Annotated in this window: 18 protein-coding genes; 6 read left to right on the forward strand and 12 right to left on the reverse strand. The window is 56.6% G+C overall.

Going from position 1 to position 25,820, the window contains the following annotated elements:
- Positions 1–9: 9 nt before the first annotated feature.
- On the forward strand, positions 10–2,166 hold the full coding sequence (locus Mal65_RS17830) for a GAF domain-containing protein (RefSeq protein WP_145300583.1): 2,157 nt from the start codon (positions 10–12) through the stop codon (positions 2,164–2,166).
- 8 nt (positions 2,167–2,174) lie between these two features.
- The gene (locus Mal65_RS17835; RefSeq protein WP_145300587.1) at positions 2,175–4,346 is read left to right on the forward strand and encodes a biotin/lipoyl-binding protein; all 2,172 of its coding nucleotides are present in this window, start codon (positions 2,175–2,177) and stop codon (positions 4,344–4,346) included.
- Positions 4,347–4,424: 78 nt separating this feature from the next.
- Here the strand turns inward: Mal65_RS17835 and Mal65_RS17840 are convergent, their stop codons facing one another.
- Both Mal65_RS17840 and Mal65_RS17845 read right to left on the reverse strand, forming a co-directional pair.
- A complete protein-coding gene (locus tag Mal65_RS17840; protein ID WP_196784263.1) occupies positions 4,425–5,906 on the reverse strand; it encodes a sulfatase-like hydrolase/transferase in 1,482 nt (493 codons plus the stop codon).
- 130 nt (positions 5,907–6,036) lie between these two features.
- Entirely contained in the window at positions 6,037–6,828 is a 792-nt protein-coding gene (locus tag Mal65_RS17845; protein WP_145300589.1) for a PIG-L deacetylase family protein, read from the reverse strand.
- A 133-nt stretch (positions 6,829–6,961) separates the two neighbouring features.
- On the opposite strand from Mal65_RS17845, the gene Mal65_RS17850 reads away from it, so the two are divergent.
- Complete coding sequence (locus tag Mal65_RS17850) at positions 6,962–7,840, forward strand: SAM hydrolase/SAM-dependent halogenase family protein (protein ID WP_165701359.1); 879 nt, start codon at positions 6,962–6,964, stop codon at positions 7,838–7,840.
- On the opposite strand, the gene Mal65_RS17855 is transcribed toward Mal65_RS17850, so the two are convergent.
- Positions 7,762–8,313, reverse strand: coding sequence for a potassium channel family protein (locus Mal65_RS17855; protein WP_145300596.1), 552 nt, complete (start codon positions 8,311–8,313; stop codon positions 7,762–7,764). The genes Mal65_RS17850 and Mal65_RS17855 overlap by 79 nt on opposite strands.
- 174 nt (positions 8,314–8,487) lie before the next feature.
- Here Mal65_RS17855 and Mal65_RS17860 point away from each other — a divergent pair, with 174 nt between their 5' ends.
- From Mal65_RS17860 to Mal65_RS17870, 3 genes are all read left to right on the forward strand, one after another.
- Entirely contained in the window at positions 8,488–9,546 is a 1,059-nt protein-coding gene (locus Mal65_RS17860) for a succinylglutamate desuccinylase/aspartoacylase family protein (RefSeq protein WP_145300599.1), read from the forward strand.
- Positions 9,547–9,757: 211 nt separating this feature from the next.
- A complete protein-coding gene (locus tag Mal65_RS17865; protein WP_196784264.1) occupies positions 9,758–11,248 on the forward strand; it encodes an alkaline phosphatase D family protein in 1,491 nt (496 codons plus the stop codon).
- Between the two features lie 71 nt (positions 11,249–11,319).
- Complete coding sequence (locus tag Mal65_RS17870; RefSeq protein ID WP_145300602.1) at positions 11,320–12,906, forward strand: sulfatase; 1,587 nt, start codon at positions 11,320–11,322, stop codon at positions 12,904–12,906.
- Between the two features lie 179 nt (positions 12,907–13,085).
- On the opposite strand, the gene glgX is transcribed toward Mal65_RS17870, so the two are convergent.
- The 9 genes from glgX to Mal65_RS17915 all read right to left on the reverse strand — a co-directional run bounded on the left by glgX (position 13,086) and on the right by Mal65_RS17915 (position 25,817).
- Positions 13,086–15,146, reverse strand: coding sequence for a glycogen debranching protein GlgX (gene glgX / locus Mal65_RS17875; RefSeq protein ID WP_145300605.1), 2,061 nt, complete (start codon positions 15,144–15,146; stop codon positions 13,086–13,088).
- A 133-nt stretch (positions 15,147–15,279) separates the two neighbouring features.
- Positions 15,280–17,076: a V-type ATP synthase subunit A gene (locus Mal65_RS17880; RefSeq protein WP_145300608.1), complete on the reverse strand. Its 1,797-nt coding sequence runs from the start codon at positions 17,074–17,076 to the stop codon at positions 15,280–15,282.
- Positions 17,063–17,722 carry a DUF2764 family protein gene (locus Mal65_RS17885; RefSeq protein WP_145300611.1) on the reverse strand — a complete coding sequence of 220 codons (660 nt, stop codon included), beginning with the start codon at positions 17,720–17,722 and terminating at the stop codon, positions 17,063–17,065. The genes Mal65_RS17880 and Mal65_RS17885 overlap by 14 nt, the downstream gene beginning before the upstream one ends.
- Before the next feature lie 7 nt (positions 17,723–17,729).
- Positions 17,730–18,386: a hypothetical protein gene (locus Mal65_RS17890; RefSeq protein WP_145305018.1), complete on the reverse strand. Its 657-nt coding sequence runs from the start codon at positions 18,384–18,386 to the stop codon at positions 17,730–17,732.
- A 55-nt stretch (positions 18,387–18,441) separates the two neighbouring features.
- Positions 18,442–18,888, reverse strand: a complete 447-nt coding sequence (locus Mal65_RS17895; protein WP_145300614.1) for an ATP synthase subunit C — start codon at positions 18,886–18,888, stop codon at positions 18,442–18,444.
- Positions 18,879–20,753 (reverse strand): V-type ATP synthase subunit I, encoded by a 1,875-nt coding sequence (locus Mal65_RS17900; RefSeq protein WP_145300617.1) that lies wholly within the window; start codon positions 20,751–20,753, stop codon positions 18,879–18,881. Before Mal65_RS17900 ends, Mal65_RS17895 begins: the two co-directional genes overlap by 10 nt.
- The gene (locus tag Mal65_RS17905; RefSeq protein ID WP_145300620.1) at positions 20,750–21,379 is read right to left on the reverse strand and encodes a V-type ATP synthase subunit D; all 630 of its coding nucleotides are present in this window, start codon (positions 21,377–21,379) and stop codon (positions 20,750–20,752) included. Before Mal65_RS17905 ends, Mal65_RS17900 begins: the two co-directional genes overlap by 4 nt.
- A gap of 6 nt (positions 21,380–21,385) precedes the next feature.
- A complete protein-coding gene (locus tag Mal65_RS17910; RefSeq protein ID WP_145300623.1) occupies positions 21,386–22,738 on the reverse strand; it encodes a V-type ATP synthase subunit B in 1,353 nt (450 codons plus the stop codon).
- Between the two features lie 16 nt (positions 22,739–22,754).
- Positions 22,755–25,817 carry an efflux RND transporter permease subunit gene (locus tag Mal65_RS17915; RefSeq protein WP_145300626.1) on the reverse strand — a complete coding sequence of 1,021 codons (3,063 nt, stop codon included), beginning with the start codon at positions 25,815–25,817 and terminating at the stop codon, positions 22,755–22,757.
- Positions 25,818–25,820: the final 3 nt, after the last annotated feature.

Genomic DNA, 25,820 nt, shown 5'->3' on the forward strand with positions numbered 1-25,820 from the left:
CCCACACCTGTGAACGCCGAATCATCGTCATCATCCAACGACTCGGCCACCTCGCACGGCAAGGCCGATTCCGACGCACCGTTTCGTGATGTCACGCAGCCTGGCACGGGCGAACAAGCGGAATTCGGATCGATCGATTCTCGCGTCGCCGCCTTGGCGTCAAACAGCAACGACGCAGAAACCTTTCTTCGGCGTTTGGCGACGGATCTTCAACAGGCATTCAATGGCGGCATCGTCGCCGTGCATTGGCACCAGTGGTCCGCGCCGGTAATGCTGGTCAGCGATCCGTCCACATCCGCCGTGATCGACCGTGATGCGATCCGCAGCCTTTTGCAATCCGCCAGCTCGGCTGCCGTCGGTTGCTCCGTCCCCACCCACGATCCAGGTTCCCTCACTCGCGGATACCATGTGGAAATTGATCGTGATCCTCATCGAACCGCCGTGCTGATCGTCGCGCCGCTGATGTCACCCACGGTCGGACCGCGCACGCAAGTCGACCTGCTTCGCCGTCTTTCGCAGTACGCATCCGCCAGCCGAACCTGGCTGCGGCATTTCCAAGGCAACGCACATATCGATGCACCGGAGACTGGTCAGTCACTTGCCTTGTCCGGTGACCAAATGCTTTCGAAACAGTCGACGACAAATTTGTCGACCGAAGCTGCACGCCAAGCGTTGCGGTCGTTGCACCGCGACCTGGACATGAATGCGACTTGCTATCGCATCGTCAATGAAGCACGTCGTTTACTGCAGTGGGATCGAGTCACCTTACTGCGTCCTCGTGGTCGCAAAATGGTGGTTTCCGCGATCAGCAGCGTGGCGGTGGTGGATCGACGCAGCAACAGCGTAGCGTCCGCCGAGCGTCTGGCCAAAGCCGCCGCCGTGTTGAACCGTCCGGTCATTTTGCCGGACGCCGACGAATTGCCGCCACAAATTCAAACGCCGCTGGACGATTACATGGACCAAACGGGTGTCACCACCTGTGCGATGTTGCCGATTCATGCCCCAACGCTGTCGTCGGATTGCACCGGCGATGACGACGACGACCTGACCATGCCACAAACCCAAAACGTTTTGTCGGGTGACGGGCGACTGCTGGGCATTTTGCTGTTGGAGTCGTTCGAAGGACGTCCCGACGCGACGATTGGCCCCTCGATCCACGAGGTCGCCGACGAAGCCGCGTTAGCACTGCGCAACAGCGACGAACACCAAAGCGTTTTCGGCCTGCGAACACGCAAGGCAATCGGCCGTGTAACGGGATCGATCGGTCGCGCCGCTTGGCTGGCGGCGTTCGTCATTCTGTTCGCTCTTCTGGCCGCAGCTTGGCTGGTCCGCGTCGACCACACGGTCACCGCGTCGGGACACGCCGAACCCAAGATTCGCCAGCAAGTCTTTGCGGGGATCGACGGCATCGTCAAAGAAATCTTGGTCGCTGATGGCGATACGGTGTCGGCCGGTGTTCCGCTGATCCGGTTGGAAAACGCCGATTTGGAAAGCCAGGTTGAAGATTTGGCCGGCCGTATCCAAACCGCCAGCCAACGTTTGGCTTCCCTACAGGCGATGCGTTTGGATCCGTCGGCCGATACCGCATCCCAAGCGCGTTGGGCGTTGGAAGAAAGCCAGCTGTCCAGTGAATTGACCGGACTGAAATCACAGTTGGATCTGTTGCAAAAGCAACAATCCGACTTGGTGGTCACCAGCCCAATCGACGGCCGCGTCGACGCCTGGCAGATCCGCCAGCGTTTGATCGACCGCCCCGTCAATCGCGGCGATGCGTTGTTGCGTATCGTCGACGACCAGGGACCGTGGGAACTGACCTTGTCGATCGTCGATTCCGACGCGGGCCCTGTGCTGGAATCGATGCAAGATTCCACGACACTGCCACTTCGATTCGCCATTGCGACAGAACCGGAACTCAGTTTTGCCGGCACTTTGCAATCCACGGCGACCGCCACACGACTGGATCCGCAGGGCCGATACGTCATCGACGCCTATGCGGACATCACCGCCCAGGCATCCGGTTTCGCCCCTTGGAACAATGACGCGGCAATGATCGGTGCCGATGTCACTGCCAAGATCCAATGTGATCGCCGCCGGTTGTTGACCAGTTGGTTCAGCGACGTGATCGACTTTGTGCATCGACACATCTTATTTCACCTTTCGGCGTGACCAAAAGAATGTCGCAACGCATTCACGTCCGCTGTCGTCCCGACCTGCAATTCGTCCAGACGACGCACGCCCACGAATCGGCGTTCGTCGCCAAGGATCCGGTTTCGCTGCAATACCATCGCATGCGACCGGACGAATATTTCGTGCTATCGCAACTGCAAGACGTTTCCGATCTGACGGAACTTCGCAAACGCTACGAGAAACGCTTTGCGCCACGACGGGTGAGCGAACCCGAATTGAATCGGCTGCTGTTTCGTTTCTACCAGAGCGGATTGTTGATCAGCCAGGCTGCCGGACAGGCCGATCAACTGCTGCAAAAACGGCGAAAGCACCAAACCGATCAATGGAAACAGCGTTTCAGCAGCCTGCTGTTCATTCGTTTTCCCGGCGTCGATCCCGAGCCGCTGTTGCGTCGTGTTTATCCATGGGTGCGGCCACTGTTACAGCCCGCATGCCTGGCCTTGTGGATTGGATTGGTCGTTTCCGCCGGAATCGTCATGCTGATTTCGGCATCACGATTCGCCGCAGAATTTCCGGACATGCATCGCTGGCTTCAACTGGATGCCGTCGTGACATTGATGGCCGTGATCGGGTTAACAAAAGTCGCACACGAATTGGGGCACGCGCTGGTTTGCAAACATTTCGGCGGCGAATGTCACCAGATCGGCCCCATGCTGTTGGTGTTCACACCGGCGTTGTACTGTGACACCACCGATTCGTGGATGTTACCCAATCGATTCGCGCGAGCTTCGATCGGCCTGGCCGGCATGGCGGTCGAAGTCATCTTGGCGTCATTGGCCGCATGGATATGGTTTTTGTCCGGCCCAGGCTTGGTCCACTACGTGGCCATGAATGTGATGTTGGTTTGCGGCATCAGCACCGTCGTCTTCAATGCCAATCCGTTGCTGCGTTACGACGGCTACTATGTCCTTTCGGATCTATTGGACATCCCCAATCTGTCGCAGCAAGCCAATCGTTGGCTTTCGTCCCTGGCGTCCAACCTATTGCTTGGCGTACGCGATCCCCAGCCTTCGATGGAAACGTGGCGATACCGGACCGTGTTGGCCGTCTATGCCATCGCGGCGTTTGTTTACCGATGGACATTGACGTTGGTCATCTTATGGTTCGTCGCATACGCGTTGCGTCCCTATGGGTTGGAATCGCTGGGCAAAACCCTTTGCGCTTTCGCAGCAGCCATGATGCTTTCAACAATGTTGCGTGGCCCCCTACGTTTCCTTCAAAACCCTCAACAGCGGCACCAGATCAAAATGCACCGACTGTGGATCAGCGTCGTGGCGACAGCGGCCCTGGGTATCGCTGCATTGATTCCCTATTCATCCCGCGTAACGGCGACCGGTCGCATCGCACCGGCGCAGGAAGCCCGCGTGTTTGTGTCAACGACCGGCGACCTGGAATCGCTGTCCGTCCGTCCTGGTGATTCGATCGAACAAGGCCAAGTGATCGCGACACTGTCCAATGAAGAGACCAAGTTGCAACAAGTCATGGCATCCGGACGGTTTGAGTCCCAACAAGCCGTGGTGCAAGCCTTGAAAGACTCGAGCGTCAGCAACCCCGTCGCTGCCAACCAATTGCCGGCCGCCGAAGCCTTGCTGGCCGACCTTATCGACCAAAAGGCGCGAGCCGATCAACGATTCGAAGCGTTAACCATTCGATCCGACTTCGCCGGTGTCGTACTAGAACCGCCTCGACGCGTTCAGGCGACCGATAAGGTTCGTTTGACGGGGTGGCAGGGCGACCCGACGTTACCTGAAAACGCGGGCTGCACATTAGAAGCGGGCACCGAATTGATCAGCATCGCGGTGGGCAATCGCTGGAACGCCAATTTGATTGCCCAACAATCAGACATGCACCGTCTGAAGATCGGCAATCGAGTCCGCCTGATCATGAATGCCGCCCCCGACCAATGGATGTCTGGAGAAGTGGTACACATCGCTCGACAACGATGGAACGCAAACGAGCATGCCGAACGGCGTGACGATCCCGATGCCGCACGTCGGACCGATCCCAGATCCACGTCGTATCTGGTCAGTGTCGTGTTGGACCAGCCGTCGATTCGCATGGTCACCGGCGCGACGGTTCGTGCCAAAATTGATGCGGCACCGATCTCATTGGCCGGTCGATGTTACCGTTGGCTCAATGGTCTGTTACGGTTCCGCTAGTTTGCATTCGGTTCAATCACGCAAACGCGGACCGTCCACGTCAGCGTCGATCATGCCGCTGGGCGATCATCTGCTCGCCTATTTCGACGACCGACGCTTGGCCAGCCAATCACCGTACTCGGGCCGCTGTCGCCACTGATCGATGTACGGCTGATACTCAGGCGTTTCATTCCAGAATCGCGACGGCGGATCTCCCGGCAACAAACGCCCTTCGGGATAATCCATTCCCGCGATGCTATCCTGGACCGACTGATTCCACTGGATCAGTTTTTCCATCAAACGCTTGGCGTCATCGGGTCGCGAATCAAACAAGTCATTGGTTTCAGAAAGATCATTCGCCAAATCGTACAGTTCAAAATTGCCCTTGCGAATGTCAGTCGTCAGTAATTTCAAGTCGCCGTCGATCACAGCCAAACGACCGGAATGACGAAAGTTCAGCGGTTTCGTTCGTGCTGGAATCGGTTCGCCCGCAACCGCCGCCTCAATCATCGGCATCAGGCTGATCCCATCCATGGGGCGATCAGGCTGGCTGTCTTGCATTCCCAATGCATCCAAGATCGTGGGCAGGATGTCGAACGTCCCGCTTCGCGTCATCAAAGTATGCGGCTGGTCAACGCGATTGGGCCATTCCAACAATGCCGGGACCAGTAAACCGCCCTCATAGATCGTGCCTTTGTTGCCGCGCAGGGGTCCGGTCGACGACGGCGTGATTTTGGGCAAACCCCCGTTGTCACTGCAGAACCACAGGATCGTTTCGTCCGCGACCCCCGCGTCGCGCAAACCCTGACGCAGGGTGCCGATACTGCGATCCATTGCCACCAATTCGCCATAGTGATTTTTCGAGGCTTCATCCAAATCATCAAAACCTTCCATGTCCGCTTCATCGGCACGGAAGGGGCTGTGCGGCGTCCCATACCAGATCACCGCCAAGAATGGTTGGTCACTTTTTGCTTGGCGATCAATGAACTCCAGAGCTTGATCGACAACAATTTCTGACGAATCCCCCTCGTATTCAACGAAGCTGCCGCGATGGCTCATGATCGGGTCACGATCAAAAAAGTTCGTTACAGAAATCCATTGGTCAAAACCGAAGTGACCGGGATGATGTGAATCGGTATGCAACACGGGAACACCGGGGCCCCGCAAACCATTCAAGTGCCATTTCCCAAAGTGGCCTGTTGTGTATCCGGACTTCTTCAACAACTGTGCGATCGTGACCTCCTGGCGTCGCAACGGATATCCATGACTCAGGGTACCGGTACGATCGTTGTTGCGTCCGGTCAATACGCTCGCGCGAGTCGGCGAACAAACCGGTGCGCCGGCATAGAACCGATCGAAGCGAATCGAATGCCGGCTCATTTCATCCAGATGTGGCGTCTTCAAGATCGGATGCTGATAGTACCCCGTCTGTGCCCATCCCATGTCGTCGGCCATGACCAACACGACATTGGTTCTGTTGGAATCCTCGCCGCATACATCGACGGCAAAGGCCAGACCCATGATCCAAAAACCGACCCAACCGATCACGCGTCGGTCAGCCAAACGTCGACAAAAAAACATCACAACATCTCACTGAGGCAGGGGAGGGCAAGACTTTCGCGGGGGCCCCGGCACCTGTCGCCGCGTTCGGACCGATCGCGACGTTATCAATAAAAAAAAAAGCAGGCCAGTGCCGGTGGGATTCCACATCCTAGCCCTTTTCGACCTCGCCGCGTGGTTTGCCCGGGACGATCACGTCCGCCAAGGCGTCTCGCAACGGGTCGTCATCGCGGCCACAGACCCCCCAGTGTTCACGCCGACGCCAGCCTTCGGCAAAGGAATACTGACCGCTCATCCGACCGACCTCTGCGGAACCATCTCGCATGGTTTGTAGGTAACTGTCCATGCCTTGGGACTGGTCCAGCCAGACCTTTTGACTTTCATGACAGGCCAAAGCCTGCTGCTTCTGGTCGATGACGTCACTGATATTCACATAGAAATGCGGCACCACCAATTCGCCGGTCGGCTGGCGATTGCCAACCGGCTGAGCGTGATAAACCGTGACGGGATCGTCGTAGGTGCCCACCGGAGGATCACTTTCCAGGTTCGGCATACCGTGTGCGAATGCCGCGCCGACGGCCAGACGACACGCATTCTCGTGGTCTTCCATATAGTCGCACGGCGAATGTGTCAAAATCACGCTCGGCTGAACTTGGCGGACAACGGCAGCGACCTTTTGCAACAAATCGGTGCGATAGTGGATTTCCATGTCCGGGCAAATCGGCGGGTGAAAGACCGCGCCCAGCGATTCGGCAGCTTGGCGTGCTTCGTTCAAACGGATGCGTGCCGTTTCCTCGCGACCGGTCACGGTCGATCCCCGGCACCCATCGGCGATGTCCATGTAATGCAAGTCCCAACCACGCTGCTTCAGCAGAATCATCGTTCCAGCCATCAGAAATTCGATGTCGTCGTGGTGTGCGGCAATGGTCAAAGCGGTGGGCATCGTGCGTGTCTTGTCGAAGCAGATGGAATGCGAGAAAGTCTGTCACGTGTCGTCGCGGGCTGGATGATTCGAAATGGTCCCGCGTGGCGATGCCAAGCATACCGATTTCGCAGGTTCATGCAGGAGCCGACCTTTGGCGATCATCACGCTTACCACCGACTTTGGATCCACCACCGGCTACGTCGCCCAGATGAAAGCCGTCTTGCTACGGCGTTCGCCTGACAGCGTCCTGGTGGACATCACCCACGATGTTCCACCGCAAAACACGACGGCCGCCGCGATTTGGTTGGCCGACACGTTGCCTTGGTTCCCCAGCGGTTCGGTTCATTTGGCCGTCATCGACCCGGGGGTGGGAACATCCCGCAAAATCTTGGTCGGCAGGTTCGAATGCCCCAACCAATCGGGGATCAACGACCAACACTTCATCGTTGGCCCCGATAACGGTTTGTTCAGTTTGCTGAACATTGTCGACGCGTGGCACTTGGATGAAACCGCGATGCGAACGGTGCGGAATGTCTCCAATACGTTTCACGGCCGCGATTTGATGGCCCCGGCTGCCGCCGCGATCGCCGGCGGAATTCCGTTGTCCGAACTGGGCGAACGTCGCATCGATCCCGTTCGCTTCCCCCTTCCCAAACCGGAACACCGATCCGACGCACCAGCGGGATCAACCGAAATCCGCGGGAAAGTGCTGTACGCGGATTCCTTTGGGAATCTGATCACCAACATTCACTCGGCTGACTATCCGTCCGGGCACACCATCACGGAAGCTTGGATTGATTGCCCCAAAGAATCGACGCCGATTTTGGCGCGACCGGTTGCCACCTACGGCGACGCGACGCCTGGCGAACTGGTCGTCCTATGGGGGTCCGGCGGGCGAGTGGAATTCGCCGTTTGCAATGGCAACGCCGCCGAGCGACTTGCCCTGGATGTTTATGGGGCCGATTCAAGATCTCTGCCGTCACTGACGTTGCGGCTTGATGATTCCACCGACCGACGGGATGCGCCTTGAACCTGATCCGACTTGGCCGCTTTGGGCAGTGTTTCCAGATTTAATTCTTCGATGACGATCAAACGCTGCACCACCGCAAACAACAGTGCCGTGCTCCAGCCGAAAACCAACAAACCTGTCATCGCCTGGATCCCGGCTGCGATACGCCAGTGGGATTGTACGACGATATCCCCATAGCCGAGCGACGTGAATGTGACGGCGGAAAAGTACATCGCATCTTCGAACGTATTGATCAGTGCCTCGGACTGTACCCACCAATACAGCGTTGCCCACACCAAGACTTCGATGATGTGCATCACCAGCAGCGTTGCCGCCGTACGAGCCAAAATATTCAACACCGCCACGAAGCCAAGTCGGGCGCGGAAATGGTCACGGTGTATGAACAGATTTCGAATCCAAAACCCTGTCCCCACCGCATGAATGGCGACGGTGACGATCGTCAATCCGATTCCGACGATGATCGGGACCAACATTACGCTTTACCTATCACCCAAGCCGACGTTTGATACACGAATCCAGCAATGGTGATCCGACCTAACCGGACCACTTTTGCCATGGGCCTTGGCGACTTTCCCGATGCCCGATTTGCTTCGCCGATAACCGCGGTAGAATTTAAGGGACTTGGGGAAATGCCGCGAGCCTGTTGAATGCTGAACAACAACTTTGATCAACCACTGTGCATTGGCCCCCATCGTTTGATGCCGGGACAACGCCAAACGATCGACTTGCCAGTGGGTCATTTGGTCACCCACCAGGTCTTGGATCTGACCGTACACGTTCGCCGCGGCGAAAACCCGGGACCGCGATTGCTGGTCACGGCCGCCATCCACGGCGATGAAATCAACGGCACCGAAGCGATTCGGCGTTTGCTGAATCGACGCATGCGTCACTTGGCGGGCGACTTGATTTTGATCCCGGTCGTCAATTTGCCGGCCTTCGTCAATCGCAGTCGCTACCTGCCGGATCGACGTGATTTGAACCGTTTGTTCCCCGGATCAAAGAACGGTTCCTTTGGCGCCCGTTTGGCGGATCTTTTGACCAAAGAAATCGCCACCCAGTGCACTCACGCCATCGATCTGCACACCGGTGCGGTCAACCGTCCCAATCTGCCCCAAATCCGCTACAGCGACGATGTGCCGGGGGCCAAGGAACTGGCCGAAGCTTTTTGCGCGCCCGTGACGATCGCTTCTTCGGTTCGCGAGGGTTCCTTTCGTGACGTGTTCGGTCGCCAAGGCATGGTGCAACTGATGTACGAGGGCGGCGAAGCGGGCATCTTGGAACCGGCCCCCGTTCAGTTGGCCATCAATGGTGTGCTGTCGGTCATGCGTCATTTGCAAATGTTGCCGCAACCCAAACGCACCGAAACGCGTGGAAAAACCGTTTTCTGCGAACAAACCACTTGGCAACGTGCACCGCGGGGTGGACTGTTTTTGCCTTCGGTCAACCTGGGTGCCTTTGTCGAAGAGGGCATGATTCTTGGGAAGATCGGCGATCCGCTTGGACGCCAAAAAACACCCATCTTTGCCACGCATTCCGGCGTCGTCATCGGTCGATTGCGAAACGGCGTCATCGACGAAGGCGACGGGATCTTCCACATCGGGCTGACCCGCCGCGAGGGGGCGATCGCCAAAAGCATCCAGGCGGCCGAAGCCGACTTGGACCACGGACTGGATCATCCGGTGTTCGACGAAGACGTCGAATCTTAGGCGGTGTCGGACCGGACCGTTCCACCGCAGCGGGACACCAGTACCTTCAGCGCTTCGGCCAATTCCCAGGACCATCGTGCACCCTCGCACCTCCCACCGTGCTGAAGCGGCTGAGCTATGATGCTGCTGATCACACGATCGCAGCCGCACGATTCCTGTCCCACCTGCCGTTGGCCTCCTTCCATCGGCACCCCACTCGCCGGACACGACCATGAAACGCCGACCTTTTCTGATCGCTCTCGGTTCTCTGCTGACGTCTTGCAAGTTGGCTCTCGGCAACGCCGTCGATCGCCAATTACGTGTCACGCTAAAGAATGCCCACAAAGGCACTTTGGACATCGACACCCAGTTGCTTGACAGCTACGGGCCGCCGCCGGCCGATCGGCGTCAGTTCTATCTTGACGCTCGCAAGGTGTTCTCTGAAAACCCGAACGCCGACTTTACAAACCAAGCCATCGTCGATGCGGCCAAGCGTCATCGGTTGCATCTCATGGGCGGCCCGATGTTAGGTGATCTCCACAGCGACAGCGTGTCCATTTGGTTGCGACCGGCGACCACGCAAACTTGCTCGATCGCGATCGACGGCAAAACGTTCGATGGCCAAGTTGATCAGGCTGGCGAAGCATTGCGAATTCCCATCACCGGATTGGCCCCCAACACCGGTTACGAATACCAGCTTCGCGTGGGCGATCAAATGACCGCCGAAGGAAGTTTCACCACCGCGCCGTTGAATAATGCAACTGACACGGTGCGAATCGCCTTCGGATCCTGCTGTCACAAAATCGGCGTTCACAACCTGAACCTGTTTCGACAGATCGTCGGGCGTCACCCTCATGCGATGATGTTACTTGGTGACATCGCGGTGGATGACCGCGAAGGCAACATCGCAATGCATCGCGCCGATTATCAACTGCGAGACGTTTCCAATGCTTGGCGTGAACTGTCATCCCAAGTTCCGCTGTATGCCTCATGGGATGATCACGACTACTTCAACAACGACCTCAGCGGCGTCCCCAAGCGATTCACCGCAGCCGATCGCGATGGCGTTCGGTCGGTATGGCATGAAAATTGGAACAACCCACCGGCCAATGACCAACGGGACGGCATCTATTTCAACACTCGCATCGGCCCGATTGAAATCATCATGCTGGACACCCGATCGTGTCGCCAAAACTCACGCCGCAATCGATACGGATCTTATTTGGGCGAAGCTCAACAAGCCTGGCTGAAAAACACGCTTCAAAATTCGAATGCACCGTTCAAGATCATCAGCAGTGGAACGATGTGGAGCGACTACGTTTCTAACGCCAAGGATTCATGGGGCAGTTGGGACACGGAGGCTCGTGAAGAGATCTTCCAGTTGATCGAACAAGAAAAACTCAGTGGCGTCCTGCTTGTCTGCGGTGATCGACACGGCGCCCGCGGCTTCCGAATCCCTCGTCCCTCAGGGTTTGCCTTCTATGAATTTGAGCCGGCCACGTTGGGCGGCGTTTCCGGACCGGCCGGCTTGGTCAAAGACTGTCCCGATCAACTGTTCGGTTACAGCGGCACCGACGACAAAGGAAACGATTTCATCGCTTTCGGCGAATTCACGTTCGACATGGCCGCCGACGATCCGACGGTCACTTTCCGACTGATCGGCCAGCACGGTGATGTCCTCGAAGAAATCCCGTTGGCCTTGTCCGATCTGACGCCTGCTTAACTTTTGATCGCAGCGTCAGCTCGCTACGCCGTCCGCCCGAACAAACAGCCCGCCACCGCCGGGGTCTGACCATGAAACTTCGCGATTGCTTTTGTCTGTTCGTTTGTTGTTCGCTGGCAATGGCGTTTTCCGACACAGGAAACGCAGCGGACCATCCGAGTGTCCCGGCTTCGACGAACGTTGATGCGAATCCGCCAACGACCGAGGTCGCAGGCAACGATGCGAACGACAAGAAACCCAATGTGTTACTGATCGTTTGCGACGATTTGAATACGCACGTTTCACCGGCCGGATATCAGCCGATTCAAACACCGACCCTGGCCGCGTTTGCCGATAACGCGATGACGTTCGAAAGGGCCTATTGCCAATATCCCGTCTGCGGCCCGTCCCGCGCGTCTTTTCTCAGCGGGCTGTATCCGCAATCGACCGGTGTCCTGGATAACACCGCAGACATTCGAAACACGCGCCCTGGAACCACGACGCTGCCACAGTTTTTAAAACAGAACGGTTACTGGACCGCCAGCGTCGGAAAAGTCTTTCATTCGCCCAGACACGAACACGGCCACACCGCTTGGGACGAATTCATCCGCTTCGACAACGATGAATTGCCCGTCGTACGTGATGCAAGGATCCGATTCGAAGCCGAACACGGCAGCATTACGGACCGCACGAATCGAAAGGCTTGGAAAGAGATTCAAAAATCAGTCTCCGCCAAACTGAACGCCCAAACGCCACCCGGCTACGGCCGCAGCGGCCTGGACGATTATCAACACAAAGATGGCAAGAACGTGCGTCAAGTCCAACAATGGTTGGTCGACAACGCCAACGGCGACCAACCATTCTTCATCGCCTGTGGCATTCAAAAACCACACGTGCCATTCCTAGCCCCCGGCAAATACTTCGATCGATACCCTGTCGCCGAAATCTCCTACGTGCCTGACCGCCCAGAGTTGTGGGATTCCATCCCCGGCACTGCCATTTCCAAACGATACGAAGCTTTTGGATTCGAATTGGGTATCGAGAACGATGACCTGCGTCGACAGTACATGCAGGCTTATCATGCATGCGTTTCCTTCATCGATTCACAGCTGAAAATTGTCTTCGATTCGTTGAAAGAGTCCAAACACTGGGACGACACCATCGTCATCTTCACTTCCGATCACGGCTATCACCTTGGCGACCATTTTCTGTGGGGAAAGGTCACTCTGTTTGATATCGGCACGCGAGTCCCGTTCTTGATTCGAGCTCCAGGGTTGACTCGACCTGGCACTCGATCGCAGGCCATGATCGAGTTGATCGATATCTATCCGACCATCGCGGATCTGACACAACTGTCACCGCCGAAATCGATACAGGGACATTCTTTGCGTCCGTTGTTGAAGCACCCGGAACGGAAAGGCACCAAGGAATACGCCTACACCGTCGTCAAACGCGGCCCGAAGGTTGGCCATGCAATTCGCAATCAACACTGGCGTTATGCGTATTGGCCTGACGGCGAAGAGTTATACGATTTAGAGAATGATCCGCTGGAGAAAGAGAACTTGGCGGGGCGCCCCGCCTTTGCCGAACAGATCGCCACGATGCAAATCGCATTGAAAGCCAAACAACAACAGGCGTCATCTGAAAATGCCGCGATGCGATCAGCCTCTGACGACTAATTGCCGGACATTCACTGGACCAATGCAGCGCATCGTCGCTCTTTGCTGTGCTAAAACTGCGAATCGTGACGCTGCTTTCGCAAGGTGAAAGACGACAATTCGAATCAAAAACCGGATTGCGGCCACGGCGTCATGCTTGTCGTTCAAGTTCCCCATGGACACCTGAATCGAAAATGGTATCACGACAAACGTCCACCGGCGATCAGCATGACGACCGAGTGTGATTCTGCCTGATAGTGGTTCGTTGCCACCGTCGGGGCAGAGTCTTGATGAACGATGTCGTCAGGCGACTCCAGCGACGTATCGATCCACCTTCGCCACGGTCCGACGTCCAGCGACGGCAACTCGAACTCCATCGGTTGCCAATACGCATTGAGGATCAGGTGAAAGTAAATCTTGGCGTTTCGTAATTGTGCGTGGAGCGCCAGGCAATGGGACGAGTCGCCCCAATCCGGTTGATTCAGCTTCACACCATGCCAAGTTTCGTTGGCTTCACATAGCAAATCCACCAAGGTGACGCGTTCCCGTTCGTGGATCGTTGTTCGGCGAACCCGCTGGTCACAGAAAACTTGAACGAAGCGATGGATGTCAGCATGCTGTTCCAGCAATGACCAGTCAAACCAACTGATTTCATTGTCTTGGCAATACGCGTTGTTGTTTCCCCTTTGCGTCCGTCGCACTTCGTCGCCCATCGTGACCATCGGAATGCCCAGCGAAAGCATGGTCACCGTCAACATGTTTTTGACTTGACGATTCCGAAGCCGTTCAATCTCCGGGTCGTCGGTCGGCCCCTCCGATCCGCAATTCCAACTGCGATTGTCATTACAGCCATCGCGATTCTGTTCACCGTTGGCATCGTTGTGTTTTTCGTTGTAGGAAACCAAATCATTCAGAGTGAAACCATCGTGGCAGGTGACGAAGTTCACGCTTTGTTCCGGTTCCCGCAGCTTGTGACCATACAGTTCGGGACTGCCGACAATGCGGTCGGCGATTCGCCGAACCGATCCCGGCTGGCAACGAAAGAAATCTCGCACATCATCCCGGAATCGGCCATTCCATTCACGCCAAGCATCGCCCACAAAGCTGCCGACCTGATACAACCCGGCGGCATCCCAGGCTTCGGCCAACAATTTTGTCCCCGCCAACTGCGGATCGGATTCAATGTCCCACAGCACCGGTGGGTTCGGCAGCGGAACCCCGTCCGAATCGCGTGATAGGATCGACGCTAGGTCAAATCGAAATCCGTCGACGTGCATCTCACGCACCCAATAACGCAGGCTGTCGACGATCATGCGGCGTACGATCGGATGATTAGCGTTCAGCGTATTCCCACATCCGGTGTAATTCGCATATTGGTCATCGTGTAAAATGTAATAGGTGGATCGATCGATCCCACGAAAGGACAAAGTGGGTCCGCGTTCATTGCCTTCGGCGGTATGGTTGTAGACGACGTCCAAGATGACTTCGATTCCGGCACGGTGCAGTGCTTTCACCATATCACGGAACTCACACACCGGCCCCAGTGGATCCTGGCGCGAACTATAGGCCGCATGTGGCGCGAAGAACGAAATCGGCGCGTATCCCCAATAGTTTGTTTTTCCCTCCGGTGCGTCGAGGGCATCAAACTGAAACACGGGCAACAGTTCCACCGCCGTAACGCCCAATTCTTTCAAATAGGGGATCTTTTCGATCAGCCCGGCGTAGGTCCCCTGTTTTGACGGAGAGACTCCCGATCGCGGATCGCGCGTGAAGCCACGAACGTGCATTTCGTAAATGATGGTTTGTGCGGCGGCCCGCCGTAGCGGACGGTCGCCTTCCCAGTCGTAATCTGACGCGTCCACGACGACACTTTTCATCGCCGTTGCCGAATTGTCACCGGGATTGGACGCGGCATCACGGCGATAGCCATTGGGTACCACGACGCCACGTCCATAGGGGTCCAATAAAACTTTTTCGGGATCCGGGCGTGCCCCGTGCATGCCCGTGGCCTGGCCATGCACACGAAAACCATACAGTTGGCCGGCCGTCAGCCCGGGAACAAAGCGGTGCCAATAGTGATAGGTACGATTGGATCCCGGATGAAAGGAAATCACCTGCGTGGGAACTTCGTCATCCTCGCGGTCAAACAACAGCAACTCCACACCTGCTGCGACGCGAGAATACAAACTGAAATTGACACCGCCATCAACGACGGTTGCCCCCAGCGGCGACGGTTGTCCGGAATCGGGATGTTGGTTCATGACATTGGATCCTTTGTCCAATCCAATGGATCAAATTCGAATCTCGCGATCAGTCCAACATTCCGCCAAGAAGTCTCTGGATTGGAAATTTAAGACCCAAACCACCTTAGGTGTCGACGTCGTTGAACCAAGATCACGATCGGCTTGCGATTGCCTCAATTTGTTCTCGGTAGCTTTCGTAGTCCGGCGTTCCAGGCGCACTGTAGTTCCAGTTTTTGTACAACCCGATCAGTCGGGTAAACAGTTCGCGAACCTCCTCGCGGCTATCAAATTCATCATCACGATCGATCAAACGTATCAGCAGCCTGAGCGATTCCAATTGGCGATCGCGGGGCATGCATGCGTCGACATCGTCAAACGCGTCTTGTTGCAAATACGCCATGTCCACGAGGACGGATTTCTGCCAAGTGATGAAGTCTTCCAGCGTGATCCCCTCTTCGCCGGTCACTTGCATCATCTGGTTGATCGATTCTCCTTGCTGAAGTAGCTCGTGCAGTCGTTTAACATCGCCGATCCAATCGGCATCCAAGTTTTCGCCCAGCCACGGTGCCAACTGGTCCAGGTATCGCGACCAAGAAATCAGCGGGTCGATCGCCGGATAAAAGCGTTTGTACGCGCGATCATAAGACAATCCCAGAAAGGTCTTGACCGTCCCCAGGGTGGATTGCGTGACGGGTTCTTCGAAGTTTCCCCCGGCGGGGGAAACCGTTCCGATCATCGTCAGACTGCCCTGTGAACCATCGGGACAGCAAATCACGCCCGCTCGCTCGTAAACGTTTTTGACGGACGAATCCAAGTAGGCGGGAAACGCTTCTTCACCAGGAATTTCTTCCATCCGTCCCGACGTTTCCCGCATCGCTTGGGCCCAGCGGGATGTCGAATCGGCGATCAACAGAACGCTCAGCCCCATTTGTCGATAGTATTCCGCCAGCGTCACCCCCATGTAAATGGAGGCTTCACGAGCGGCAACCGGCATCGATGACGTGTTGCAAATGATGATGGTTCGATCCATCAATGTGCCGCCGGTGCGTGGATCTTCCGTCTCGGGATACAAGGTGATCGTTTCGACGACTTCGCCCGCTCGTTCGCCACAGGCAACCACCAAAACGACATCCACGGTGGAATAACGCGCGATCGTGCTTTGCAATACCGTCTTGCCCGCACCAAACGGACCGGGGATGCATCCAGTTCCGCCAGAGGCAATCGGAAAAAAAGTGTCGATGATCCGAGTCCCGGTCGTCAACGGTTCCTGGGGATACAAACGCTGGGCAAAATTCCGACGCAGCAACGATCCGGGAACCGGACGCCGCACCGGCCAGCGTTGCATCATCGTCACGTCACGTTCCTGGCCCGCCGACTCGATACGTGCGATCGGATCACTTAACGAATGCTTTCCCTCTGCGATCCAGGTCACCGTGACGGAATCCGATTCGCCGAATGGGACCAGGATTTTGTGCATCACAGGGCCCTCGGGAACGGTCCCCAAAACGCCACCCGGCGCGACGCGCTGGCCAACGGACACGGCGGGTGTGAATTCCCAACGTTGGTCCATGTCCAGTGGTTCGACAGAGACGCCACGTGGAAGGAAAAAGCCATGTTGCTGCGCCAGGTCGTGCAGTGGATTTTGCAAGCCGTCGAAAACACGTCCCAACAACCCAGGGCCCAAAGTCGCCGACAACATTTCGTTGGTCATTTCGACTCGGTCACCAACGCGAACCCCGGTGGTGTCCTCGAACACTTGCATGTCGGCGGTACGTCCGCGAATCCGCAAGACCTCCGCTTTCAGTCGTTCGTCGCCGACACAAACGTATCCGACTTCGTTCTTCATGACCGACGCATCATCGTCGATCTGGATCAGGACCAAGCTTTCCCGCACTTGCACCACGGTGGCGGTTCGGCCGGCACTCTTTTGGTCATCAGTCTGCGACATGCGTCACCCTATCAATCAAATTTTGAAAACGCTGTTTCGCTTCTGCCGAATCGTTTGCCAACCAAGACCGAAGCAGATCCCACTTGAAGACATAGGCGACCACCGCAGCGAACCCAAACACGGATTGCTCGGCCATCCGACCTAGCCAGCGCCAATTCAATTCTGCCATTGCTTGCTCCAGCCCTAGGGCGTCACCACTGGCCAATCGATCGGACGCCCCCGTCAGCCACGGGTAGACATTGGACAACCCAAAAACCGGCTTGTCCCAGTTCCAATAAATCTGATGAATCGGGCTCGAGGGATCCGCAAACAACGCCGTCGCTGGCGGCCCCATCGCAGCCTGCTTCCGACGGAGCGCCGCCAGCAAGGTTTGTTGTGTCATGCGATAGTCCAAGTAACCGCGAAGCGGTGTGGGAATCGGAGATTCGACCAACAGGCGATAGCGTTTCGCAATCACATGATCTGACTCGATGGCCGATCCATCGCTGCGCAATTGAACGAACGGCCAAACGCGATGCAGCGATTCGGCATCGCCCCGACGAAGCAGTCCCAAACGTTGTCGCAACCGCAGGGGTGTGATGGGGCAATGTTCCGCCGACTGGAAATGCGGCAGGTGCGGCAAACTGGCGATCAAGTCGTAATACATGACGGGATTACGCGGACTCCGTCCCCTCCAGAATGGCACGGAAGCGCGGCACGATCCGCTGCGCGATCAATCGAGCGACGGCGCGGTCGGAAAGATCAATCTCCAGCTGATCCTGAACCAGACGCACCCGAGCCCCACCTTCGATCTCATGCGTCGGCATCAGCTCGATCCCTTCACGCAACATGTCACTTGACAGGGCCAGGATCGCTTCGCGTGCATCGTCTTCCAATGTCGTTTCGCCCAACAATGCTTGGGATACCCGGACGTGGATCTCTTTGTCTTGAATCAATTCCTCGGCGGCATGACCGGCCAAGACCAAGACAAGGTTACGGACCAGTTCGTGATCACACGTGGCCGACACGACCATCCGACTCAAGAATTCCTCGAACCTCTCGGTCACCCGTGATTTCAACACCAAAACGGCGTCCCGGGCGGCCAGGTCCAGCGCGTCCAGCGAAGCGGACCGGTGCGCGTCGATCTCGGCTTTCGCTTTGTCTTTTTCCTGTTCCGCTTCCGCCTTGGCGCTGGCGATAATCGCCGCAGCCTCCGCACGTGCATCATTCAGAATCCGATCGGCCTCCGTTTGCGCCGCCTGGACGCCTTGGTCGCGAATCTTATCGATCAGCTGCTGAACGCCGCCGGATGTTTGATTGTTGGATTCCATGTTGGCACCTTGCAGGTGTGCTTGAACCGGACAAGTGGGCAGGCTTTCCGACATTTCACCCCGGTAAACGACCGGCCAGAACCAGAGCGAACACAAAAGCAAACACGGCGAAACCTTCGATTAATGCAGCCGGTGCCAATGAGATCCCAAAGACTTCGGGTTTACTTTTCGATGCGTTGATGGCCGATGCGCAGGCGGTCCCCTGTGCCAATGCACTAAACAGCAAAGCGACGCCAGACAAAGCGCCCAGCGCAAAGATGCCCGGCGAATTTTCCGCGGTGATCGTCGACGGCAATGCCATGGTTACGACGATGCCATAGATCGTTTGTGATGAAGGCATCGCCGCCACTCCCACAAAACGTCCAAAGCCGCTTTCGACCTCCAACATCGCACCGCACGCGGCCATTCCGCCGCGCAAACAACCAAGCATGCTGCCCACCGCACCAAGGGCCAGCGGGGCATACAGGCCGATCCACCCCAACGTGATGATCGCTAATTCCATAGGGAACCTTCCTTTCGTCGAAATGGGGTAAAACGCCGACCTTCGTCTTTCAGTCCCCAGTTGAAGAACTCGATGACGTTCAGTCGCAACCCGTGAATGACTCCGCTGGAGACCCCCAGCAACAAATTCAATGCGTGTCCGAACAACAACACCAACAAAGCAAACAGCAATCCCAGACGTGGAAAACTGCTGTGCAGCCCCGCGGCCATGTCATTGAAAGCCGTCGCCAATGATGCCGATGCCAGCCCGAGGGCGAACAAACGCAGATAGCTCAACACGTCGCCAAACGCCGCGGAAATTTTGGTCAGCCCGATCAAACCACCGACCAAACGTCCGACCGGCTTTTCATGGCGAGCCGTGAATCCGACGACCATTAACAAGCCGGTGACCACCAAGCCCGCACCGATGGTTGTCAACAAATCCAGCCGTGGCATCGCATAGCCGGCTCCCGCCATCAGGCCACCGCCCACGGCCATGGCCCAACCCAAGGAAGCCAAACCGTCACGCCAATCGACATAACGCCGCGCGTCCATCAGGTTGGCCAAAATCACGTGCAACCCACCGACCAAGACCGACACGCCCATCATCAACTGCGAATTGCTCATGTCCAAAACGTTGAATCGGCTCAACAGCGAATTCGGTGACGGCGAAAGCCCAAAGTAGCTGCCGACCAACACGCCATAGATCAGTGAGACGACGACGATCAACAGCAACATCGGCCGGAAACGTTGCCCTGTCGAACGCTGCAGTTCCGGTTCGCCCTGTTCGATGTCGGCCGCCGCGATCCAGGCACCGCCACCCTGGGGCGGATGTCCCAGGCGACGCCAAACGGCCAACAATCCGACACCCAGCAAGATCGCATAACCGGCGTCGGCCAAAATCATGGCAAAGAAAATGGCGAACGATACAAACACGACACCGGACGGATCCCATGTCCAATAGCCCGGCGTCATGTAGAAGTTGACCAAGTCTTCGCCGGCTTCCGTTTGTGACGTGTTGCGCATCAGCGTGGGCGGACGTTCGCCTTGGACCGGCGGTCGATGTTCGAACAAGATGCCTTTTTGTTTCGCATATTCCGCCAACTCATCGACACGATCGCTGGGAACCCAAGCCTGCAACGCAAAAACGGGATCCGCGTCCAGCGTCTGACCGGCAGCCTGCCGTCGTGCTGCGGCGTCTTCCAATTCGGTCAAGCTACGAGCGAACAACAGACACCATCGCGTCAACGAAATCCGTTCGGCCTGAACATCTTCGATGGCAAATTCGACGTCGTCACGCCGCTTGCTCAATTCCTCGGGCGATCGAGATCCGATTCGCACGCGGGGCACCGGCATGCCGATCGGTTCGTCGATCGATACGACAACGACGTAGCAAAACCGGGCATCGCGATTGACCGTTTGCCAAGCACCGATGTCGTTGGAAGGTGATTCCGACAACCTCGATTCCACCGCTGGCATCTCGTTGTGAGGCACCACATAGAACCACAGGCGCAGGTCGCCCATCTCTTGGATGGAAGCGAAACGAAACTTGCCGAACGGCCTGACCAATTCCAACCGTTGAATCAAGTCGTCACGTTCTTCATTCAGCGTCTGCAATTGTGATTGCAACTGCAATGCCTTCCGCTCGATGGCATCTGCATCGAATCGCTCGGGGTCACGGATCTGTCGACGTCGATGCGGCGATGACAACAAAAACTTCAACGCATCGCGTGCGGGACCGGACGGCCCATCATGCAAAGCAGTTGCTCCCGGTTGATCGAACGGGATGATTTCCAAGCATCCGAAACGGTGCAGATCATCCAGCAAACGTTCTTTTTCGCTGGTCAATCCGGCAAAGGTGACTCGTTCTAACGCGACGATGCTCACGTGCCCCACTCCCCGGTGTCCCATCCACCGCCGGCGGTCTGCTGTTTTGTTTTTGCCAACTTGGATGTAATGACGGCGGCTCGTTCGGCGTCGCCCAGAAAGATTCGAATCCGCTGGATATTCTTCTGTGCCTCCGGAATCAAAATTTTCTCGAACAAGTTCACCCGCTGGGTGATGCGGCGAACGGCTTGGTTCAAGATTTCAACCCGCTGGCCAGCGATGCGGGCACGCACACGAGCCTCCGATGCATCTTTCAGTCGCTGAACCAAAATATCCACCCACGCGGGAGTCGACAGACGTGAGTAATCACAAACCGTGAATTCGACACGTTGCAACACGGGCAACCGCGTTCCCACCACGTTCTGTTGGCCGACCTGATAGCCGTCCATGGTCACCAAGCCCGACAGATCGATTCGCGAATCCGCCAACATGGGAAGTTCATCGCCGATGCCAGCTTCCAAAGTTTCCGCGGCCAATAGTGCGGCTTGGTGTTCCGCACGTGCCTTTTGGGCTTCGACGGTCAACTGTCTGCGTTTCAAATCCAACGAAGGCAGCAGTTTCCGGTACAGCTTCAGGTTCTGCTGTTGCTGTTGAAGACTGTTCTTGCTGAGTCGCAGTTTCGCCATGGCATGCTAACCTTTTGCCGCAGCCATCGAATCCGTTGGTCTCGGAAAGTACTTGTCGACCAGGTGCTGTTTCATCAACAGTTCTTGAGAATCAAAGCACTCGGCAAGCGTTTGCCAACACAAATCCAACGCTTCGGTCACGCCCATGGAGACGCGAATATCCATAAAACGATCGCGGAACAGGCGACCGTACTCCAAAAGCTTTTCGTCAAATGGCGACAGTTCAAAAGCCATCGCCTGTTTCTTTTGGGCTTCGACTGCCTCGGAATAAAAGCGGATCATCGTGTTCATGATCTGCGAATGATCCTCGCGAGTGGTTTTGCCGATCACGTGCTGTTTCAGACGCGATAGCGAACCAAAGGGATCGATGATTCCGCCGTGCAGATAGAATTGGCCTTCGGTGATGTACCCGGTATTGTCGGGGACGGGGTGAGTCACATCGTCACCGGGCATCGTCGTGACACTCAAAATGGTGACCGAACCGGCCCCTTTAAAGTCACACGCTTTTTCGTACCGCTGTGCTAATTGCGTATACAAATCGCCCATGTAGCCGCGGACCGCCGGAATGCGTTCTTGCGCCACACCGATTTCCTTCATCGCGTCGGCATAGGCGGTCATGTCGGTCAGCAGCACCAGCACACGTTTGTTTTCTTCCACTGCAAACTTTTCGGCGACCGCCAACGCCATGTCGGGGACCAGCAAACGTTCGACCAGCGGATCAGATGCCTGATTGACGAACATCACGGTCCGGGCAAAGACGCCGTGCTGTTCAAAACTGGTGCGAAAAAAACTGTAGTCGTCAAAAATCAATCCGAGCCCACCGAACACCAACACGTCGGCATCGGCTTGAAACCCGATCCGCGCCAGTAGTTCACTGTGCGGTTCGCCGGCGACCGAAAAGATTGGAATCTTTTGGCTTTCGACCAAGCTGTTGAACAGGTCGATCATTGGGACGCGGGTTTCGATCATCCGAGTCGGCATCACCCGCATCACCGGATTGACGGTCGGACCGCCAACGCGGATGTGGGGATCCGCCGAAAGATCAGGTCCGCCGTCCATCGGTTCGCCGGACCCGCGAAAAATGCGTCCCAGAATGTTTGGCGAATAGACCACATCCAGCGGTCGCCCTAAAAACTGAACCGTCGCATCGGTCGACAGCCCCTTGCCACCGGCGAAGACCTGCAGACTGACCAAATCGCGATCCAATCCGATCACTCGAGCCAGCGACGTCTCGCCGTCGGTATTCTGAATCTCCGCCATGTCCCCCAGCGCCACGCCGGTGGCACGCAACCGGATCACGTCGCCGACGATTTCGTCCACCCGCGTGTGGCGAATGAGTTGTTGCAACTGTGAATCCATCGGCCGTCCCTTCACGCTATGATTCGGCGGGAATGCGGTAAAGAAGCGCATACAGGGTTGGCACCATGACCATGGTCAGCAAAGTCCCGACGATCAGTCCGAAGAAGATCGTCACCGCCAGTGCAACCCAAAACACGTCCTGAAGCATTGGCAGCACGCCCAGCACGGTCGTTCCTGCGGCGTTCACCACTGGACTTAGACGCGAGACGGCTGCTTCGACGACTGCATTATAGGGTTTCAAACCGCGGCTGAGGTTGGCGTTCACTTCATCTAACAAAACAACCACATTCTTAATCATCATTCCTGACAGACTCATCGCCCCGAGCAAGGCGATAAAGCCGAACGGCGTTTGGGTCATCAACAGCCCACCGGTAATCCCGATCATCACAAAGGGGATCACTCCGATGCAAATCAACATTGGTCGGAAACTGTTGAACAACGCCACCAAAATGAACAACATCACGACCACCGCCGGGACGATGCCGGGCACCAGAGCTTCCTGTGACTGTTTCGCACTCCAGTATTCGCCGTCCCAATCCAGTCGATATCCGGGCGGCAAATCGATCGCATTGAATTTTTCCAACATCGCATTTCGCAGCGTCGGCGCGGTCACGCCGTTGGGCGAACACTGAACCGTGATGGCCCGACGTCGATCCCACCGCCAAATGATCGGGTCTTCCCACGGCATGTCGACACCGTCAATGATCTGCGAAACTGGAACCGCCTTGGTCGACAACCGTGGCGTCACGTGCAGCTCATCCAGAGACGTCGCGGATGATTCACGTTCGGATTGAATGTTTCGCGCCAGGATCGGGATCAGGCTATCGTCTTCACGGTATTGCCCGATCACCACACCATCGGATGATCGCTTCAGCACGCGTGCCAGTTCTTCGCGTGAGACCCCCGCCCATCGCGCACGCTCCTGATTCAACTGTGGCTGTAAAGCCAAGACGCGTTGTCGCCAATTGACGCGGACTTCCTTGGCCAACGGCGTCTCGCGCAAGACATTCGCCCCGGCTTCGGCCAGTCGCCGCAAGGTTGCCGGATCCGCGTTGGCCGGTCCGCTGAACCGGGCTTCGACCTTCCAATCGTCAAAAGCGCCCACCGCGTATTTGCGCACTCGAACCATCGCTTCGGGTACGTTGACTTTGACCCAAGCGTCGGTATCGCCGACCAGCTGATTCACTCCGTCAAGTGACTTGGTGTTGATGATGATCTGGCCATACGACGTGTAGGGGTCTTCGGCACTGACCGGCAAATAAAATCGTGGTGGCCCTTTCCCGACGAATGTGCTGACCGATGCGGTGGCGTCATGTTGCTGCAGGAACTTTTCGATCCGCTCCAGACCGGCGCTGGTTTCTTCAATTCGTGTTCCCTGGGGTGCCCAGTAGTCGACCATCACCTGCAAGCGACTGGAATCGGGGAAATACAACTGCGGTACCCAGCGAAAGCCCACCACAGATGCCAACAACAACCCGACCATCCCGCCCAAAAATAGAATGCGAAAACGAATGGCCCACGACAGCACGCCACGAAAGTATTGATATAGCTTTCCCTGATATGGGTCGCCGGTAGCCTGCCCCGGTTTGGGGCCCGGCAACATCGCGATGCACAACAACGGCGCAACGGTTTGACAGAAAACCCAACTGAGCACCAAAGAGATTGCCACCACCGTGAACAGGCTTCCCGCGTATTCACCGGTGTCGTAACTGGACGCAAAGATCGGATAAAACGCCATGCAGGCCACGACGGTCGCGCCCAACAGTGGCAGCGCCGGACCGTTTGCCGCTTCGATCGCCGCTTCCACCCGATCCCGCCCCTGCGCAATGCGCACCATGATCCCGTCGGTCACCACGATCGCATTGTCGACCATCATGCCCATGGCGATGATCAATGCGCCGAGTGAAATTCGGTGCAAATCGATTCCCATGATCGACATCACGATGAACGTACCAAGAATCGGAAACACCAACCCGCTGATGCCGATAATGATGCCCGGACGAATGCCCATGGTGACGGCCAACAAGATCAGCACGATCGCCACCGCTTCCAACAAACTGATCATGAAGGCGCGAATCGATTCGCTGACCTGGTCTGATTGCCACGACACCCGTTGGATATCGATACCGATCGGCAAATCCGACATCATTTCGTTGATCCTGTGATCAATCGCATTGCCCACATGGACGACGTTTTCACCGGCTCCCGGCGCAATGGCCAGCGCGATCGCCGGTCGGCCGTTGTGACGCATCAATTGCATCGGCGGATCGACATATCCCACCGATACCGATGCGAAGTCGCGAATGCGAAGAATTTCATCGCGCCCGACCACGGTCCCGGACACGGCTAAATCGGCGATGTCTTCGGGAGACGCAAATTCGCCCGTTGGTGTGACCCGAAAACGATTGCTTTCATGGTTCACGCTGCCAGCGTCGACCACCATGTTTTCCGATTGCAGCGTTCGGATCAGCTGTTCAGGCGTGATGTTCAACGCCGCCAACTGGTTGGTCGAAACGTCCACATAAATGCGTTTGTCCTGGACACCCCAGAAATCAACGCGTGCGACACCGGACACCACACTCAGTTCTTTCCGCATGTCTTTGACATAGCGTTCCAGTTCGGCGTAGCTGAATCCGTCGCTGCTGACGGCCAACAGGAACCCGAACACATAACCAAAGTCATCGCCGACTTTGGGCTTCCCGGCGCCCGGCGGCAACGACGGTTCCACGTCGGCCACTTTTTTTCGCAAGATGTCCCAGACTTGGGGCAGTCGTTCCGACCAATAATTGCTTTTGATGTCGACCTTGATGATCGACAATCCGGGTCGAGAGTTCGAATAGACGTTCTTCAGCTCCGTCATCTCCTGGAGCTTGGTTTCGATGCGGTCGGTGATCTCCAATTCGACTTGTTCGGCACTGGCACCCGGATAGGTGGTCGTGATGACCGCTGTCTTCACGGAAAATTCCGGGTCTTCCAACTGCCCAAGCTGGAAGAAGCAAAACACGCCGCCGATGATCACCAACGCGACACCGAAATAGGCGATCGCTCGTTTTTCAATTGCGATAGCTGAAAGATTCATGAC

The sequence above is a fragment of the Crateriforma conspicua genome (genome assembly GCF_007752935.1).
Taxonomy (GTDB): domain Bacteria; phylum Planctomycetota; class Planctomycetia; order Pirellulales; family Pirellulaceae; genus Crateriforma; species Crateriforma conspicua.

Excerpts from the sequence above, each read along its gene's own strand:
- Mal65_RS17835 (WP_145300587.1), top strand. The coding sequence starts at position 2,175 with ATGTCGCAACGCATTCACGTCCGCTGTCGTCCCGACCTGCAATTCGTC.
- Mal65_RS17840 (WP_196784263.1), bottom strand. The coding sequence starts at position 5,906 with ATGTTTTTTTGTCGACGTTTGGCTGACCGACGCGTGATCGGTTGGGTC.
- Mal65_RS17845 (WP_145300589.1), bottom strand. The coding sequence starts at position 6,828 with ATGCCCACCGCTTTGACCATTGCCGCACACCACGACGACATCGAATTT.
- Mal65_RS17855 (WP_145300596.1), bottom strand. The coding sequence starts at position 8,313 with ATGTTGGTCCCGATCATCGTCGGAATCGGATTGACGATCGTCACCGTC.
- Mal65_RS17860 (WP_145300599.1), top strand. The coding sequence starts at position 8,488 with ATGCTGAACAACAACTTTGATCAACCACTGTGCATTGGCCCCCATCGT.
- Mal65_RS17865 (WP_196784264.1), top strand. The coding sequence starts at position 9,758 with ATGAAACGCCGACCTTTTCTGATCGCTCTCGGTTCTCTGCTGACGTCT.
- Mal65_RS17870 (WP_145300602.1), top strand. The coding sequence starts at position 11,320 with ATGAAACTTCGCGATTGCTTTTGTCTGTTCGTTTGTTGTTCGCTGGCA.
- glgX (WP_145300605.1), bottom strand. The coding sequence starts at position 15,146 with ATGAACCAACATCCCGATTCCGGACAACCGTCGCCGCTGGGGGCAACC.
- Mal65_RS17880 (WP_145300608.1), bottom strand. The coding sequence starts at position 17,076 with ATGTCGCAGACTGATGACCAAAAGAGTGCCGGCCGAACCGCCACCGTG.
- Mal65_RS17885 (WP_145300611.1), bottom strand. The coding sequence starts at position 17,722 with ATGTATTACGACTTGATCGCCAGTTTGCCGCACCTGCCGCATTTCCAG.
- Mal65_RS17890 (WP_145305018.1), bottom strand. The coding sequence starts at position 18,386 with ATGGAATCCAACAATCAAACATCCGGCGGCGTTCAGCAGCTGATCGAT.
- Mal65_RS17895 (WP_145300614.1), bottom strand. The coding sequence starts at position 18,888 with ATGGAATTAGCGATCATCACGTTGGGGTGGATCGGCCTGTATGCCCCG.
- Mal65_RS17905 (WP_145300620.1), bottom strand. The coding sequence starts at position 21,379 with ATGGCGAAACTGCGACTCAGCAAGAACAGTCTTCAACAGCAACAGCAG.
- Mal65_RS17910 (WP_145300623.1), bottom strand. The coding sequence starts at position 22,738 with ATGGATTCACAGTTGCAACAACTCATTCGCCACACGCGGGTGGACGAA.
- Mal65_RS17915 (WP_145300626.1), bottom strand. The coding sequence starts at position 25,817 with ATGAATCTTTCAGCTATCGCAATTGAAAAACGAGCGATCGCCTATTTC.